Origin of the sequence: Spongiibacter tropicus DSM 19543 (assembly GCF_000420325.1) — a bacterium.
Taxonomy (GTDB): Bacteria; Pseudomonadota; Gammaproteobacteria; order Pseudomonadales; family Spongiibacteraceae; genus Spongiibacter; species Spongiibacter tropicus.
The window spans coordinates 2,275,446-2,290,648 of the sequence record NZ_ATUS01000001.1; the positions used below are offsets into that span (position 1 = coordinate 2,275,446).

Annotated in this window: 16 protein-coding genes; 5 read left to right on the plus strand and 11 right to left on the minus strand. The window is 57.5% G+C overall.

Translation table 11 applies throughout. The features are described from left to right. Positions 1–40 precede the first annotated feature (40 nt). Entirely contained in the window at positions 41–241 is a 201-nt protein-coding gene (locus tag G411_RS0110670; protein WP_022959195.1) for a YdcH family protein, read from the plus strand. Positions 242–487: 246 nt separating this feature from the next. Then, on the plus strand, positions 488–1,252 hold the full coding sequence (locus tag G411_RS0110675) for a methyltransferase (RefSeq protein WP_028968346.1): 765 nt from the start codon (positions 488–490) through the stop codon (positions 1,250–1,252). 3 nt (positions 1,253–1,255) lie between these two features. On the opposite strand, the gene G411_RS0110680 is transcribed toward G411_RS0110675, so the two are convergent. The 5 genes from G411_RS0110680 to G411_RS0110705 form a co-directional block, all read right to left on the minus strand. Further along, a complete protein-coding gene (locus tag G411_RS0110680) occupies positions 1,256–1,714 on the minus strand; it encodes an Mpo1 family 2-hydroxy fatty acid dioxygenase (protein WP_022959197.1) in 459 nt (152 codons plus the stop codon). Between the two features lie 99 nt (positions 1,715–1,813). Then, positions 1,814–2,188: a PPOX class F420-dependent oxidoreductase gene (locus tag G411_RS0110685; protein WP_022959198.1), complete on the minus strand. Its 375-nt coding sequence runs from the start codon at positions 2,186–2,188 to the stop codon at positions 1,814–1,816. A gap of 348 nt (positions 2,189–2,536) precedes the next feature. Next, positions 2,537–2,659, minus strand: coding sequence for a hypothetical protein (locus G411_RS22510; protein ID WP_022959200.1), 123 nt, complete (start codon positions 2,657–2,659; stop codon positions 2,537–2,539). 263 nt (positions 2,660–2,922) lie between these two features. Next, positions 2,923–4,098, minus strand: a complete 1,176-nt coding sequence (locus G411_RS0110700) for a glycerol-3-phosphate dehydrogenase/oxidase (RefSeq protein ID WP_022959201.1) — start codon at positions 4,096–4,098, stop codon at positions 2,923–2,925. Continuing rightward, positions 4,091–4,825, minus strand: coding sequence for a glycerophosphodiester phosphodiesterase family protein (locus G411_RS0110705; protein ID WP_022959202.1), 735 nt, complete (start codon positions 4,823–4,825; stop codon positions 4,091–4,093). Before G411_RS0110705 ends, G411_RS0110700 begins: the two co-directional genes overlap by 8 nt. Positions 4,826–4,965: 140 nt before the next feature. Here G411_RS0110705 and asnS point away from each other — a divergent pair, with 140 nt between their 5' ends. Beyond that, positions 4,966–6,363 carry an asparagine--tRNA ligase gene (asnS, locus tag G411_RS0110710; protein WP_022959203.1) on the plus strand — a complete coding sequence of 466 codons (1,398 nt, stop codon included), beginning with the start codon at positions 4,966–4,968 and terminating at the stop codon, positions 6,361–6,363. Here the strand turns inward: asnS and G411_RS0110715 are convergent. After that, positions 6,360–8,276 carry a VacB/RNase II family 3'-5' exoribonuclease gene (locus G411_RS0110715; RefSeq protein WP_022959204.1) on the minus strand — a complete coding sequence of 639 codons (1,917 nt, stop codon included), beginning with the start codon at positions 8,274–8,276 and terminating at the stop codon, positions 6,360–6,362. The genes asnS and G411_RS0110715 overlap by 4 nt on opposite strands. 373 nt (positions 8,277–8,649) lie before the next feature. On the opposite strand from G411_RS0110715, the gene G411_RS0110720 reads away from it, so the two are divergent. Together G411_RS0110720 and G411_RS20145 are read left to right on the plus strand one after the other, a co-directional pair. Continuing rightward, entirely contained in the window at positions 8,650–10,035 is a 1,386-nt protein-coding gene (locus G411_RS0110720) for a PhoH family protein (RefSeq protein WP_022959205.1), read from the plus strand. 105 nt (positions 10,036–10,140) lie between these two features. Beyond that, entirely contained in the window at positions 10,141–10,383 is a 243-nt protein-coding gene (locus tag G411_RS20145; RefSeq protein ID WP_022959206.1) for a hypothetical protein, read from the plus strand. On the opposite strand, the gene G411_RS0110730 is transcribed toward G411_RS20145, so the two are convergent. From G411_RS0110730 to argS, 5 genes are all read right to left on the minus strand, one after another. Next, positions 10,380–10,781, minus strand: a complete 402-nt coding sequence (locus G411_RS0110730; protein ID WP_022959207.1) for a gamma-butyrobetaine hydroxylase family protein — start codon at positions 10,779–10,781, stop codon at positions 10,380–10,382. The genes G411_RS20145 and G411_RS0110730 overlap by 4 nt on opposite strands. A 15-nt stretch (positions 10,782–10,796) precedes the next feature. After that, positions 10,797–12,113, minus strand: coding sequence for an ATP-dependent protease ATPase subunit HslU (gene hslU, locus G411_RS0110735; protein WP_022959208.1), 1,317 nt, complete (start codon positions 12,111–12,113; stop codon positions 10,797–10,799). Positions 12,114–12,141: 28 nt separating this feature from the next. Beyond that, the gene (gene hslV / locus G411_RS0110740; RefSeq protein WP_022959209.1) at positions 12,142–12,681 is read right to left on the minus strand and encodes an ATP-dependent protease subunit HslV; all 540 of its coding nucleotides are present in this window, start codon (positions 12,679–12,681) and stop codon (positions 12,142–12,144) included. Between the two features lie 127 nt (positions 12,682–12,808). Further along, complete coding sequence (locus G411_RS21470; RefSeq protein ID WP_022959210.1) at positions 12,809–13,408, minus strand: SPOR domain-containing protein; 600 nt, start codon at positions 13,406–13,408, stop codon at positions 12,809–12,811. Between the two features lie 2 nt (positions 13,409–13,410). Continuing rightward, complete coding sequence (gene argS / locus G411_RS0110750) at positions 13,411–15,168, minus strand: arginine--tRNA ligase (protein WP_022959211.1); 1,758 nt, start codon at positions 15,166–15,168, stop codon at positions 13,411–13,413. Between the last annotated feature and the right edge of the window lie 35 nt (positions 15,169–15,203).

Here is a 15,203-nt window from a genome sequence, read left to right on the forward strand (position 1 = left end):
ATTCCGCTGCCTCTCCAGCCACAGGATCTGGCCCACAACTATGGATAACTGTCTGTCTCCCGCCGGACGTTTGCTGCTCCTTCAACGCCGCCATAGGGCATTGGATGATGAGATCACTCAGTTGTCGGAAAACCCCTGGCAAAACCAGTTGCTGTTGCGCCGCCTGAAAAAAGAGAAGCTGATGTTGCGCGATACCATTGAGCGGATGAAGAGCGGCTTGATTCCCGATATGGATGCCTGATGTTTGTGAGATATCTCTCACAAATCGTGGTGCTTATGGCGACTGTTTTGATTTTTCTAGTAGTGGTCTAATTAAAAACGTCAGGACGACGTCGGCATTCAACGGATTGAGTGCGACAGCGGATGTCAAATATTGTAAAGCCGGTGCCACGCACCGGCTTTTCTGTTTCTGGCCCTCGTGCACCAGCGTTGCTCCGCGCTAAGCGAGCCCTTACACTCGCGATTCCTCGCAAGATTGTTTATCACCATGTCTGACCGCAATTTCGACGGTATTGCCCAGCGCTTCCACCGCAATATTTATCACAGCCCAAAAGGTGAGCTGCGTTTGGCCAGTTGTCGCCGGGAACTGCAAGAGCAATTGCCGGAACGCCTGCTGGCGCCTGATATCCGGGTTTGGGATGCCGGCGGAGGGATCGGCCAGATGTCGGCCGACTGTCTGGAGCGAGGGCAGTCGGTAGTACTCAATGACGTGTCGGGCGATATGTTGGCACTGGCCGCGACGGAACTCGCGGTATACTCCGACAGTGGCCAGTTGTCGCTGGTTCAGTCGCCCATTCAGGCGTTAGCCATCGATGCGCCGTTTGACCTGGTGATTTGTCACGCCGTGCTGGAATGGGTGGGCGATATGGAGGCGGTGCTGGACGCTCTCACCGATGGAATGGCGCCTGACGGTTATATGTCGTTGATGTTCTACAATCTCAATGCCTTGATTATAGGGAATATGATCAAGGGTAATCTCTACAAGCTGCGAGACGAAGACTTTGCCGGGCATCCCGGTGGGCTGACCCCTCCAAAGCCGAGAGATCCGGTAGAGGTGATTAATGCATTGCAGGCACGGGGGTTGGAAATTGTCGCGCGTCGGGGTGTGCGTCTAAGTTACGACATGATGTCGAGAAGCCTGAGGGCGGAGCGCAGTGTTGACGATATGCTCGCTATTGATTGGCAATACGGCGCCCGCGAGCCATTCTGGGCTCTCGGGCGCTACGTGCACCTGTTATGCCGACGCGCCTGAAACTCAGTGGCGGTAGCGGATGCCGAGTTTGTCAAAGACCGCGCCGAGAATCCAAAGTGGGCCAATCAGCAGAAACAGAACATCGGTAAAGAATGAAGGCTTTTGTGCTTCAGCTTTATGTCCGACAAACTGCAGGAACCAGGCAACAATCCAGATGATTGCCGCGGGAATCCACATCGCCAGCGCTACATGCTGTTGGTAGGCGACAATCCCTGCGGCCATCGCCAGCACCAGCGGTAACATACCCAGTGCCAGCTTGCTTGACAGGTAGCCGTAGAAAAACATCGCGGCAATCAGCGTCAATTGCCCGAGATTGGCCGGTGTGCCCGGAATGGGGACAAGCCAGAGCAGCGCTACTGTGGTTACCGCAATGGCGGGTACACACCAGTAGTGTATTTGTTTGTTGCGGGGATTTTGGTGGGCATCGCTATATTCATCGAGCCACTGTTCCAGAGTGCGCATGGGAATCTCTCGTCGCAAATGATTACAACGCACAACCATACAAACTGTGCATTGCTGTTGGCAATGACTGCACTGACACCCTTTTGTGTGGCGCTGGGGTCAGTCCTTGGGCAAATCAATGCGAATGTAGCGGCGTTTGCGTATTTTTCCGCTCAGCCAGGCGGCCAAGTCCAATAAACGCATCTGTAAGCCATATTTTTTCAACAGCTGACGATGGGCTTCTCCGGCGTCTGTGTCGTCAAGGACAAAGCCCTGCGCAGCAATTTCAGGCCCCAAGGGCTTCCCGGTGACGGTACAGGGAGCCAGTCTGATGTCGGCAAAGTTGCGGAGTCGTTTGATTTTTCCCGCCTTACCTTCTGAGACGACAAAGAGTTGATGAGCGTCGCCCGCGGCCCATACGGGTGTGGCGACCCAGCTGCCATCGCGTTTGCGGGTGCTGAGTAAAAGGTAGGACTGCGTGTGGAGTGTCTGCATGGCTCGCCTCTTGTGAAGCGAAGAGAAAAACAGAAAGCCGCCCGCTGTGCAATAGCGGGCGGATGGCTCGGCGTGATGACGATGTTCAGTAGCCTTGCCGCAGGACGGGTAGTCGGTCCTGTTTAGCGGTGATCACTGTGCGGTACTGGATGAACGGTGTGCACAGTTTGTTGCCTGTCGATAGTGATGACTTAGCGTCGGTGGTGATTACGGTTTACAGTGCCATCAGGCAGACGCTAAGGCCTGCAGTAACAATGCCTAACAGGCCAAGGCGTGCACCGATGTCGGCAGCGACTTCAATCTTGTGGCTCATGGTCTCTCTCCTATGGAGTTGCGGATTTCGTTTGCTTACAGTGCAACCAGGCAGGCAATGAAGCCGGCGGCAACAATGGCGGCCATGGCAACACGTGCGGCAACGTCGGCAATGGCTTCGGCTTTGTTTACTTCTTGAATGCTAATGCTGTGGCTCATGGTGTTTCTCCTGTGTTTGTCTTGATGACGGGGTCAGTATAGGGAGAACAGGCCATAAACGGGGTTACAGGCAAGTTGATCAATCTCGCGCGTCAGCGACGAAATATGACGAAATTTAAGCTGGGATTTTTGATAAAAAACCAATAAAAACAGTAGGTTAGTGGTTTTCTAAGCAAAAGTTCACAATGCGGTAAAGGTCCTGCAATCATGGCACTTTGCTTAAATTGTTGTAATACAAGGAAAAATGCCGCTGTCACTAGGGTTCAGGCCTTCGACAGAGGTTGTTTTCGGGTGTCAGCGATGGCCTCTCGCCCCCCCAGTTTTCGGCTGGCCAGTTGAATGCAGCGCTCGGCGGTGTGGCGGTAGGCGGTGAGTTTCCCGCCGTAGACGGCAATGACATTGGGGGCGCGATCGTCGTCGCAGAGCAGAATCGTATCGCGCGGTCGTTTGTTGGCTGAGCCGTCAGCTTTGGGAAGGACGCGCAGACCGGCCCAAGCATCCAAAAGCGTTGTCTCGGTACTCGGAAAATAGTGCTCCACAGCCTGAAGCAAGTAGGCAATTTCTTCGTCGCTTGCGGAAACCTGATCGGCGCTGGTGGTGTGCAATTGCTCGGTAGTACCAACCAAGCTGTGTTCTCCCCAGGGCATCACGAATAACGGGCGCTGGTCCAATGGTGACTCTAGATAGAGTATGCCTGTACTCAGTTTGGGAGTGAGCACAATGTGGCTGCCCCGCACCAGATCGATGCCCAGTTGCGGGGCACCCTCGATGCGATGGGCACAGTCATTGATCCAGGGGCCGGCTGCGTTGATCAGGCACCGACATCGGCCCTGCCGCTGTTCCCCCGCCTGGTTGCGCAGCTCCATCTGGTAGCCGTCGTCAAGGCGTTTTGCCGAGACTAACTCCCAGCCACTCAGTGGTTCGGCGCCGAGTGACTGAGCCGCACTAACGACAGCCTCCGTTAACAAACGGTCGTCAGTCTGGCCATCCCAGTATTGAAAAACGGCTTGCAGTCCTTCGGTTTTCAAGCCCGGAAGGTTGGACCAGCTCTGGCGGGAGAGGCGCCGGAAGCGTCCCAGCTTGCTGCCGCCACTCAACAGGCAATACAGGCTCAGTCCGGCAAAGATCTGCCAAGGTCGCCGACTGCTGTCGCGATAGACAGGAATATAAAACGGCACGGCCTTGACGAGATCGGGCGCATTGCGGAGCAGAAATTTTCGCTCTTGCAAGCTGTGGTAGACCAAGGGAAGTTGACCTGTCTCAAGGTAGCGTAAACCGCCATGAATCAGCTTGCTGGAACGCTGGGAGGTGCCCGCCGCCCAGCGATCGCGTTCAAATAGACTGACCCGATAGCCTGCCGCAGCGGCGGCCTGGGCGATGCCCGCGCCGTGAATGCCGCCGCCAATAATGGCGATCTCCGTGTCGAAAGGGTCAGACAAGTTTGGCCTCCTCAAGCAGTTCACCAATCAGAAAAGTTTCTATGCCCGCCGCGCCGCGAGCCAGCCAATCCTTCGCTTCCAGCAGGCTGCCGACCTCGTAGACCACGAGTGGAAAAGGCAATTGCCGAAGGTCGGCCTCCACGGGAATGCAGTGACGGTCAATAAAGACGACCTCGGGCGCAAGTTCAGCCAGTGATGCCAGTTGCCAGTCAGGCCAATAATCGAAAACCGCACCGCAGCGTTGCCAGCCTCGTGTTTTGGCTTCCAGCAGAGCCTCCAGCTCGAAACTGATCAGCACGCAGCGCTCTTCAATGCCTGCCAGCGCGCTAAACGTGGCATCCAACATTGGGCCGCAGCCAAATTGCATCAGGCTCTCGCCCTTGAGCTCGACGTAGGCATCCACACCGGGATGGTCCTGCAACAGCGATGCCAGTTCACGGAGAGGGCTCAGTGGTGTGCCCTTAAACTGGTCGCCAAGTCGGCAAGGTTCATGGGCGGAAAGCTTGGCGAGGGCGTCTGCGGGATAGTCCCAGATCAGGCCCTCCCGGTCGCAGAGACGGGTGAGTGTGGGATCGTGAAAGATGAATGCCTCGCCGTCAGCGCTGAGCTGGACGTCCAACTCGATATTCACCGCACCGGCCAATACAGCTTCGCGCAGGGCCAGCAAGGTGTTTTCGGGGTAGCGCTGGCGCCAGCCTCGGTGGGCGACAAAATTATCGGCTTGCATAGTGTTTTCCTGATCGCCAGCAGCACACCCTCGTGCCGCTGAATAGTATCCACTGTAGCTTGTGTTGCTGACAGGAAAAAGCCGGGTGATGCACAATACGCCCTTGTTTTAATCAGCCAGCGCTCAACCGGGGAGACACCATGCAGGCAACATCCATCAAGGCTTTACTGACGGCGCCGGACGCGCAAATCGGCGAGCAGATTGAAGTGCGGGGCTGGTTGCGCAGTCGCCGGGACTCCAAGGGCGGATTCTCCTTTCTGGCCGTACATGACGGCTCTGCCCAGGCGGCAATTCAGGTCGTCGCCCCCGGCGAACTGGAGAATTACGAAGGCGATGTACTGCGGTTGACGGCGGGCTGCTCCCTGCGGGTGCGGGGCGAGCTGGTAGCGTCTCAGGGTAAGGGGCAGTCGGTTGAAATTCAGGCATCGGAAATCGAGGTTTACGGCTGGGTGGATGACCCCGACAGTTATCCGATTGCCAAAAAGCGGCACAGCTTTGAATACCTGCGCAGTGTGGCTCATCTGCGGCCACGCACCAATACGTTTGGCGCGGTGACTAGGGTGCGTACCGTGCTGGCCAATGCAGTACACCGCTACTTTTTTGAGCGGGGTTTTCAGTGGATTAACACGCCGCTGATCACTGCCAGCGATTGCGAGGGCGCGGGTGAAATGTTTCGGGTCAGCACTCTCGACATGGCGAACCTGCCTCGCAGGGATGACGGGCGGGTGGATTTTGGCGAGGATTTTTTCGGTCGCGAGGCCTTCCTGACCGTCTCGGGCCAGTTAAATGCCGAGGCTTACTGTCTCGCCATGAGCAAGGTCTACACCTTTGGGCCGACCTTCCGCGCAGAGAATTCCAATACCAGTCGCCACCTGGCGGAGTTCTGGATGGTGGAGCCGGAAGTCGCCTTTGCCGATCTGAATGATGACGCTGCACTGGCCGAGGATTTCCTGCGCTACTTGATCTCTCAGGTGCTGGAGCACTGTGAAGATGACCTTGCCTTTTTCAACCAGTTTGTCGACCAGGGTGTATTGGCGCGATTGCAATCGGTGTCGGGCAGTGAGTTCGTTCGGCTGGACTACAGCGAAGCGATCAAGGTGTTGTCGTCCGCCAAGCGCAAGTTTGAGTATCCGGTGAGCTGGGGGCTGGATTTGCAGTCGGAGCACGAGCGTTATCTTTGCGAGGAGTATGTTGGCGGGCCGGTGATCGTTTGCAACTACCCCAAAGACATTAAAGCCTTTTACATGCGTCTCAATGACGATGGCAAAACCGTGGCGGCGATGGATGTGCTGGCGCCTGGCATCGGCGAGATCATCGGCGGCAGCCAGCGCGAGGAGAGGCTGGATGTACTCGACCAGCGTATGGCAGAGCAGGGCTTGGACGGGCTGGAGTGGTACCGCGATCTGCGTCGCTATGGCACCGTCCCTCACGCCGGTTTTGGGCTGGGCTTTGAACGCCTGCTCAATTACATCACCGGCATGGAGAATATCCGCGACGCGATACCGTTTCCGCGCACGCCGCGGCACGCAGACTTTTAAGCGGCGGGCGACTCGGCCAGCGCAAACATCAGTTTGCGTTGGAAGGGGTCGACGTCTGCCACTTTGACCTGCACCGCCTGTTCCAGCTGGAACTGCTGCTTGTCGTTGAATAGCCGCAGGGTGTCGGCATCAAAGCTGAGTTTTTCGGGAATGGAACGCGCCTCAACAAAGCCACTGATGCCGGTGTCGTTCAGCTCAACGGTAAAGCCGCCGCCATTCAGGTGGGCGATGCGTCCTTCATATACCGTATCTTTGTCTTGCTTGCTCAAATACTCGCAGAGCAGCCATTGCTCCATATCTCGGGTGGCCTGACGCAGGCTGCGCAATTTCTCCTGCATGGTGCTCAGTACTTCATCGCTCGCGGCGCCGCCATTGTTGCCGTCAAGGCAGGCGCGGATGCAGCGTTGCACAATCAGATCGCTGTATTTGCGCAGCGGCGAGGTAAAGGTGCTGTAGGCCTCGAAGCCCAGCCCAAAATGCGGCTTGGCGGTTGCACTGAGCTCGCCGGGCTGCAGCATGCGCGCCATGATGCTGCGCAGCGGCAAAGCATGGTCGCCATTGGCGGCAGCGCGCAATACCTTGCGGTAGTCATCGAGGGTGTCGATATTGGCCTCGGCTAATTCGGGCAGGGCCTGTTGCAGCAGCTTGCGTACACTGTCGAGGCGCTCTTCCCGGAAGCCCGCGTGAGCGTTATACAGTGCGCGACCCTCCGGGCGTTGCTCCTTCAGCCATTCTGCGGCGCTGCGGTTGGCGGCCAGCATGCATTCTTCCACCAGTCGGTGGGCGTCATTGCGATCCTGGCGCGCAATCGCGGTGATGTGGCCCTTGTCGTCAAGCGTGTAATGAAAGTCAGCCTGTTCGGGCATGATCAGGCTGTTCACGTCGCGCCACTGCCGCAGGGCATCGCTGACGGCTTTCAGTGCATCGAGCTGTGGATACGGCAGTGCGTTGTTGCCCGCCAAGTGCTCGGCGACGTCGGCGTAACTCAGCTTGGCTTTTGAGCGAATGAGGACCTCGCGAAACTGAACGTCGCTGACCTCCCCCGTGGGGCTGACCTGAAGACTGCACAGTAGGGCGGCGCGGTCTTCGTCGGCCACCAGCGAGCAGGCCTGTTGGCTGAGGGATTCCGGCAGCATAGGCTGGGTGCAGCCGGGCAGATAAACCGTGCTGGCGCGTTGGCGGGCGGCCTTGTCGAGTTCACTATCCTCGGGAATGAACGCACCGGGGTCGGCAACTGCGACATCCAGGCGCCAGCCCTGAGCATTGGCTTCGGCGTAGAGGGCATCGTCAATGTCACGGGTTTCCTGCGAATCGATGGTGACAAAGCCGTGCTCGCGAAGATCGTCGCGCTTTTCTTTGCGGCTGTCGGCAGCAGCTTCTGCCCCTTTGGGCCACTGGCTGTCGATGCCGAATTTACAGAGGATATACTTGCCTTCCACGCCGGCGTCGTCAGGTGCACCGATACGGGCCAGCACCTTGACCTGAGACTTGCCGTCGCGCCAAGGGTGCCGTTGCACTTTGCAGTGCAGGTAGTCACCGGGCTGTGCCTTCTTGCGCTCCGAGGGCGGAATAAACAGCAGCTTGTTAAAGCGGGGCAGATCGGGCTCGACGAAGTGGCCCTGGCCGCGCACGACATAGCGCCCGGTAAATTCCTTCAGCGGGCTGTCGATCAACTTTTCCAGCTCGCCTTTGAATTTGCCTTTATCATCGGTCAGTACATTCACCTTCACCCGATCGCCAGGGAAGACGCGCTGCATGGTTTCCGGTGGCAGGAAAACGTCGCGGCCATCATCCAGTCGGACAAAGCCGAAGCGGCGCTGGCTGCCACGCACTTCGCCCTCGCCCTGATCTTTATTATCTTCAATGTCTTTTTTAAGCTGGCGCAGCTGTTGCAGGGTGTTCTGGTCGAGCATGGTGAGGGCGTACCTTGGATTGGCTGATAGCAAAGGGGCCATAGAGTAGCCGAAATCGCCGCCGACGTCTTGCGTAGCTCAGTGACAGCGTTGCCGGGCTGCGCCCTGAATCCGGAGTCCGATGATAAGTGGTTGACATTCCGAGCGGCGACGTGAACTATCGAAAGCGTGGATGTTGTTCATGGAGCGCGCGTTTGCCCCGTCGTGAAGTGGCCCCCGGCCCGACACCAGTTTCTTCTCAATGCTGCCGTACCCCTCTGGCAGCAGGCCCGCGACACAGCCAATGTTCGCATCTTCTTACTGTCCGCTTTTCCCCGGTTTTTACCCAATCGTTTTGCCGTTTTTCCCTCCCCCTGCCTGTAGAGAGTCGCTGATGGAAAAAATCTACGTACTGGATACCAACGTCCTGCTGCACGACCCGATGGCACTCAGTGCCTTCCATGAACATCGCGTGGTCATTCCCATGACCGTGCTGGAAGAGCTGGATCACATTAAGGATCGCCGTGATAAGGACGTCAGTCGCGAGGCGCGTATTGCAATCAATGCCATCGACAAAATTCTGTTTAATGCCAATCCCAAACAGATTCAGGAAGGGGTGGAAATTCCCACTATGCGTGAGGGCGACAGGGCGGGCACCCTGGCGATATTCCCCGACCAGTTAATTAACCACGATACTGCGGCCCCTTATCTGGATGGCAGTCAGCAGCAAGCCAACGACAATCGCATTATTAATGTGGCGCTGCATTTGCAGCTCAAAAATCCCGAAGCCTATGTTTGCCTGGTGACCAAAGACATCAATATGCGGCTCAAGGCCAAAGGCTCGGGCTTGGAGAATGTTGAGGATTATCGCCGCGACCGCGTACTGGACGATATTCAGTTTATGGCCAAGGGCTATGAACACATTCCGGGCAACTTCTGGAGTAAGGTCGAGAGCGTCGACACCCAGCGTGAAGGCAGCCAGACGATACATATTCTGGATCGCTCGTTACTGCCTGCGGCTCATGTGAATCAGTTTATCTACGACGATCAAGGCTTTGTCGGGTTGGTGAAGAGTCTGGACGGCGATCGCCTTACCTTGCTGGATCTCTGTCGCGATCAACTGATGCACCAGAGTATGTGGGGCTTGCAGCCTCGCAATATGGAACAGGCCATGGCCTTTTTCCTGATTTCTCAACCCAGTATTGATATGACGGTGCTGACCGGGCCGGCCGGTTCGGGTAAAACCCTGATTGCTCTGGCCTATGGACTGCATGCCATCCTTGAAGAGAAGCGTTATGACAAGCTGATTGTGGCGAGATCGACGCCGCCGATTGCTGAAGATATCGGCTTCCTGCCGGGTACTGAAGAAGAGAAAATGGCGCCTTGGCTGGCGGCGTTTGACGATAACCTGGAGGTGCTGCACGGTACGGATGAGTCGCCGTTCAGCAGTATCGATTACGTTAAAGATAAGGCCAATATCCAGTTCAAATCGCTTAACTTCATGCGCGGTCGCTCATTCAATAATGCCTATATCGTGATTGACGAAGCGCAGGGGCTGACGCAATTTCAGTTGAAGTCGATCATTACCCGGGTCGGGGCCAACTCGAAGATTGTTGTGTTGGGCAACCTTGCTCAGATCGATAACAAGTACATCTCCCCGCTGACCTCGGGCCTGACCTATCTGGTTGAAAAGAGTAAAAACTTCCCCCACGCGGGCATTATGCATGTGAATGGTATTGAGCGTTCGCGCTTGGCTGCATTCGCCGAGGAGAACCTCTGAGCCATCGTCTAACACCTGTCAATAGGGTTTATCCCTGCTGCTGCACTGGTTTGAGCCGGTGTAATGTGGGCGCAGTAAGAGAACCGTTCTTTGACAGGAGTTGCCATGATGGAAGAGAAGCGCATTGGTGTTGAGCCCGTGCCAGCTAATCTCGAAGAGCTGCTGACCGATTCGCAGCGGGCAGCCCTTCGTCGTATCGAAAACTTCGGCTGGCAAATCAAATTTATTCGCCGTCCGCGCTTTCAGCCGCCACTGGTGGTGGTAGAAAACACGACCGGTATGAATGTTGGTGTGCTCGAAGAAGATGGCGGCGTTAACCTGCGTCCAGCCATCTGTTTGCGCGATTAATGGGGTTTGGCGGCCGGGTCGAACAGGGTAACAATCTGTTCGTCCGGATCGCGACTGGCGCCCGCCGCATTAAGTCTCTGCAGATAGGTTTCCCACAGTACTGACTGCTGGTCGGCCAGTTCTTCCAGATAATCCCAGGAATAAATGCCGCTGTCGTGACCGTCGTCGAAAATCAGCTGCAGGGCATAGTTCCCCACCGCCTTCACATCGATAATCTCCACGTTCAGCTTGCCCGTTTGCAGCACTTCCTGGCCGCGACCGTGCCCCCGAACTTCTGCCGAAGGGGAATATACCCGCAGGAATTCGGCAGGCAGCCGGTGTTCGCGGCCATCCTTGTAGTGCAGGGATAGCTCGCGGGATTTGCGATGTAGCTTGATCTGCTGCGGCACGTTCGCCATGTCGACCTCGTAGGCTTATAGAATGAAGCGGCTCAGGTCTTCATCTTGAGACAGCTCGCCGAGCTGCTTGTCGACATAGGCGCCGTCAATAGTCAGGCTGTCGCCACTGTCTCCCGCGCTGAAAGAGACTTCTTCCAGCAGTCGCTCCATTACGGTGTGCAGGCGGCGGGCGCCGATATTCTCGGTGCGCTCGTTCACTTCCCAAGCCGTTTCGGCAATGCGGCGAATACCGTCTGCGGTGAACTCTACTTTCAGTCCCTCGGTGGCCAGCAGCGCCTGATATTGCTCGGTAATGGAGGCGCGAGGCTCGCTGAGAATGCGCTCGAAGTCATCCGGGGTGAGGGCTGACAGTTCTACACGTATCGGCAGACGGCCCTGCAACTCCGGAATCAGGTCGGACGGTTTACTGAGGTGGAAGGCGCCTGAGGCCACGAACAGAATATGGTCGCTGCGGATCATGCCGTGCTTGGTGCTGACCGTGCAGCCTTCTATCAATGGTAGCAGATCGCGCTGTACACCTTCGCGGCTGACGTCGGCGCCGCCGCTTTCCTGACGTTTGGCGACCTTGTCGATCTCGTCGATGAAGACGATACCGTTCTGCTCGGCGGCCTCGATCGCGCGGGCTTTGAGCTCGTCCTCATTCACCAGTTTGGCGGCTTCTTCGTCCTGAATCTGCTTGTATGCGGCTTTTACGGTCATACGGCGGGTCTTTTTGCGGTCGCCGCCCATACGCGAGAACATCCCCTGCAACTGGTTGGTCATCTCCTCCATGCCGGGAGGGGCCATGATCTCCACGCCCATGGGTGTCGCGCTTATCTCGACCTCAATTTCCTTGTCGTCCAGCTCCCCCTCGCGCAGCTTCTTGCGGAATATCTGCCGGGTCGAACTGTCGCGGTCGGTCTCGCCCTCGCCGCGTGCGGGCGGCAGCAGGGCATCGAGAATGCGTTCTTCGGTAGCATCTCGTGCCCGGTGAGAGACTTGCTCCATCGCCTGCTCGCGGTGCAGCTTCAATGAGACGTCGACCAGGTCGCGAATGATAGATTCCACATCCCGGCCCACGTAGCCTACCTCGGTGAACTTGGTGGCTTCCACTTTAATAAAGGGGGCGTTAGCGAGCTTGGCCAGGCGGCGGGCGATTTCGGTTTTGCCGACCCCGGTGGGGCCAATCATCAGGATATTTTTGGGGGTGATTTCGCTGCGCAGATCATCGCTGAGCTGCATACGGCGCCAGCGGTTGCGCAGGGCGATGGCCACAGCGCGCTTGGCGTCTTGCTGGCCGACGATATGTTTATCGAGTTCGTGAACGATTTCTCGGGGTGTCATGACTGACATGATGACTCCATGCGCCGGTTATCCGGCCTCAGTATTCCAGGGTTTCGATGCGGCGATTGTGGTTGGTGTAAATGCAAATGTCGCCGGCGATATCCAGGCCTTTTTCGACAATGTCCCGGGCGCCCAGCTCGGTGTTATCCATCAGCGCGCGGGCGGCGGCGGTGGCGAAAGAGCCGCCGCTGCCAATGGCGATCATATTGTCTTCGGGTTCAATGACATCGCCGTTGCCACTGATCACCAGCGTGGTTTCCTTGTCGGCGACAATCAGCAGGGCTTCCAGCTGGCGCAGCGAGCGTTCGCTGCGCCAGGCCTTGGCCAGTTCTACGGCGGCGCGAACCAGCTTGCCTTGGTATTTTTCCAGTTGCGCTTCAAACAGTTCGAACAGGGTGAAGGCATCGGCGGTGCCGCCAGCAAAACCCGCCAGCACCTGATCGTTGTACAGGCGCCGCACCTTGCGGGCGTTGCCCTTCATAACGGTATTGCCCATGGTGACTTGTCCATCGCCACCGACAACTACGCAGTTGCCCCGACGCACGGAGAGAATAGTGGTGCCGCGAAACTGTTCCACGCGGGACTCCTTCTTTGAGATGAAAACGGCTTGGCCGATGCTGGACCGGCTTGAATGGCTATCAATGAGGGCGCCGCCTTTAAATTTCAAGGCGACGCTGCCGATCAAGGAGTGGCAAAAGGTGTGGTCAGGGCGTCTTCTGACGAATGACGAGGGTATCGATGCTCTCGTTGATCAGCTTGGAACGAGCGCTGGACAGCGTATTGTGGGTCAGGAACGGGCCGACGTAGACCCGGTGCCAGCGGTCGCCATTGGCTTCCACGAGTTCGACTTTGGCATCCAGCCCCAGCAGTAGAATCTGCGCGCGGCGACGGTCGGCATCTTCGTTATTGCGGAACGAGCCCGCCTGAAGAATATAGCGTTCGCCACTCTGGAAGCGCTTGCTGTCGTCTTCGGGTGGTGGCGCTTCATTGGCGACCACTTTGGGTTTGCGAGCAGGTTGCGGGGTTTCGTCGGGAACAATGACCTCGCGCTCCGGCAACACGGTAAAGAAGTCAAACTTGGTCGTGGTGGTCTTTTCAGCGGGCGGCGCCGGCTCGACTTTTTCCGCGCGCGTATTCTGTTCCGGCGCGTTTGGGCTGCGTTCGTTCATCATGTTGAACACCAGTACGGTGCTCAATACCCCGGCGATAAAGCCCGTACCGAGCATCACTGAGGCGGGCATGCCCTTCTTCTCAGGGCTCCGCGTTGCGCCTCGGGTGGGACGTTTTTTCTTGGCGGTGGCCATGCTTACATTTCCTCGGGGGCCGAAACGCCCAGCAGTTGCAATCCATTGCGCAGTACCTGCTGCACGGCAACCGACAGTGCGAGTCTTGCGTCGCGCAGGGTGGCATCCTCGCCCAGCATTTTATGGGCGTTGTAGTAGCTGTGGAAGTCGCCTGCCAGTTCACGCAGGTAGTGTGCCAGCGTATGTGGCTCAAACTGCTCGGCCGAGCTGGCAAGTACTTCCGGGTAGCGGGTCAGTTTGACCAGCAGCTCGCGTTCCACGTCCTGATCCAGTCGCGAAAGATTGGCGAGGCCGTTCTCCGCCTGCCACTGATCTCCGGCCTCGGTCAGTTTGCGCAAAATGCTGGAGACGCGGGCGTGGGCGTACTGAATGTAATACACCGGGTTGTCTTTGCTTTCTGACTTCGCCAGCTCCAGGTCGAAATCCGTGGCCTGATCAGCTTTGCGCATGATGTAGAAGAAGCGCGCCGCGTCGTTGCCTACATCGTCACGCAGTTCGCGCAGGGTAACAAAAGACCCGGAGCGGGTGGACATCTGCACCTGTTCATTGCCGCGAAAGAGTGAGACAAACTGCACCAGCCTTACCACCAGACGCTCGGGGTCGATTTCCAGCGCTTGCAGGGCGGCTTTCACACGAGCGATGTAGCCGTGGTGGTCGGCGCCCCAGATGTTGATGACGCGATCAAAGCCGCGCTCGAATTTGTTCAGGTGATAGGCGATATCTGACGCAAAGTAAGTGGTCTGCCCATTGTCGCGGCGCACTACGCGGTCCTTGTCGTCGCCGAAGCGGGTGGACAGGAACCACAGCGCACCGTCGCGCTCTTCAATAAAACCGTTGTCCTGCAAGCGGGCGATGGCGCGGCTGACCTGATCCGGATCGGTGGTCAGGCTGCGCTCAGAGAACCACTGTTGATAATGCACGCCGAATTCGGCCAGGTCTTCGCGAATATCGCCGAGAATGGCGTTCAGGCCTTTGTCGAAGGCGATCTGGTAATCGTCGCCGAGCAGGGTTTTGGCGCGGTTGATCAAGTCGTCGATGTGCTTTTCTTTGTCGCCACCGGCAGGTGCGTCGTCGCAAACGCCGTCAAACACGTCGGTTGCCGAGTGGCGCAGACGTTCGCCATGTTCGGCCAGCAGCTCGCGGCCGTAGTCGGCAATGTAGTCACCCTGGTAGCCGTTGCTGGGGAAAGTGAGGGTTTCGCCGCAGGACTCGAGGTAGCGCAGCCAGACGCTGGTGCCGAGGATGTCCATCTGGCGGCCCGCATCGTTCACATAGTATTCCCGCTCCACGGTATAACCCGCCGCTTCCAGCATGTCGGCGACGCTGGCGCCATAGGCGGCGCCGCGACCGTGGCCCACGTGCAGTGGTCCGGTGGGGTTGGCGGACACAAATTCCACTTGCACCCGCGATTTTTTCGGCGCGCCGCGGCCGTAATGTTCACCCTGACTGAGAATGTCGCGAATGACCTTGAAGTTGGCCGCTTCATCCATAAAGAAGTTGATAAAGCCAGGACCGGCGATTTCCACCTTCACCACGTCGTCGCTGGCGGGCAGAGCGTCGACAATTTGCTGGGCGATAGCGCGGGGATTGCTGCGCAGTGGCTTGGCCAGCATCATCGCGACATTACAGGCCAGGTCGCCGTGGCTTTTATCCTTGCATCGCTCGATCTGAATCGCCGGCTGCAAATCTGCCGGCCAGTCGGCCGTGCTGCGCAAAGTAGTAAGCGCCTGATCAATCAACGCGGCGACGATATCTTTCATGTCGGTTCGAGCTCTCTTGGAATATGGGGGAAACA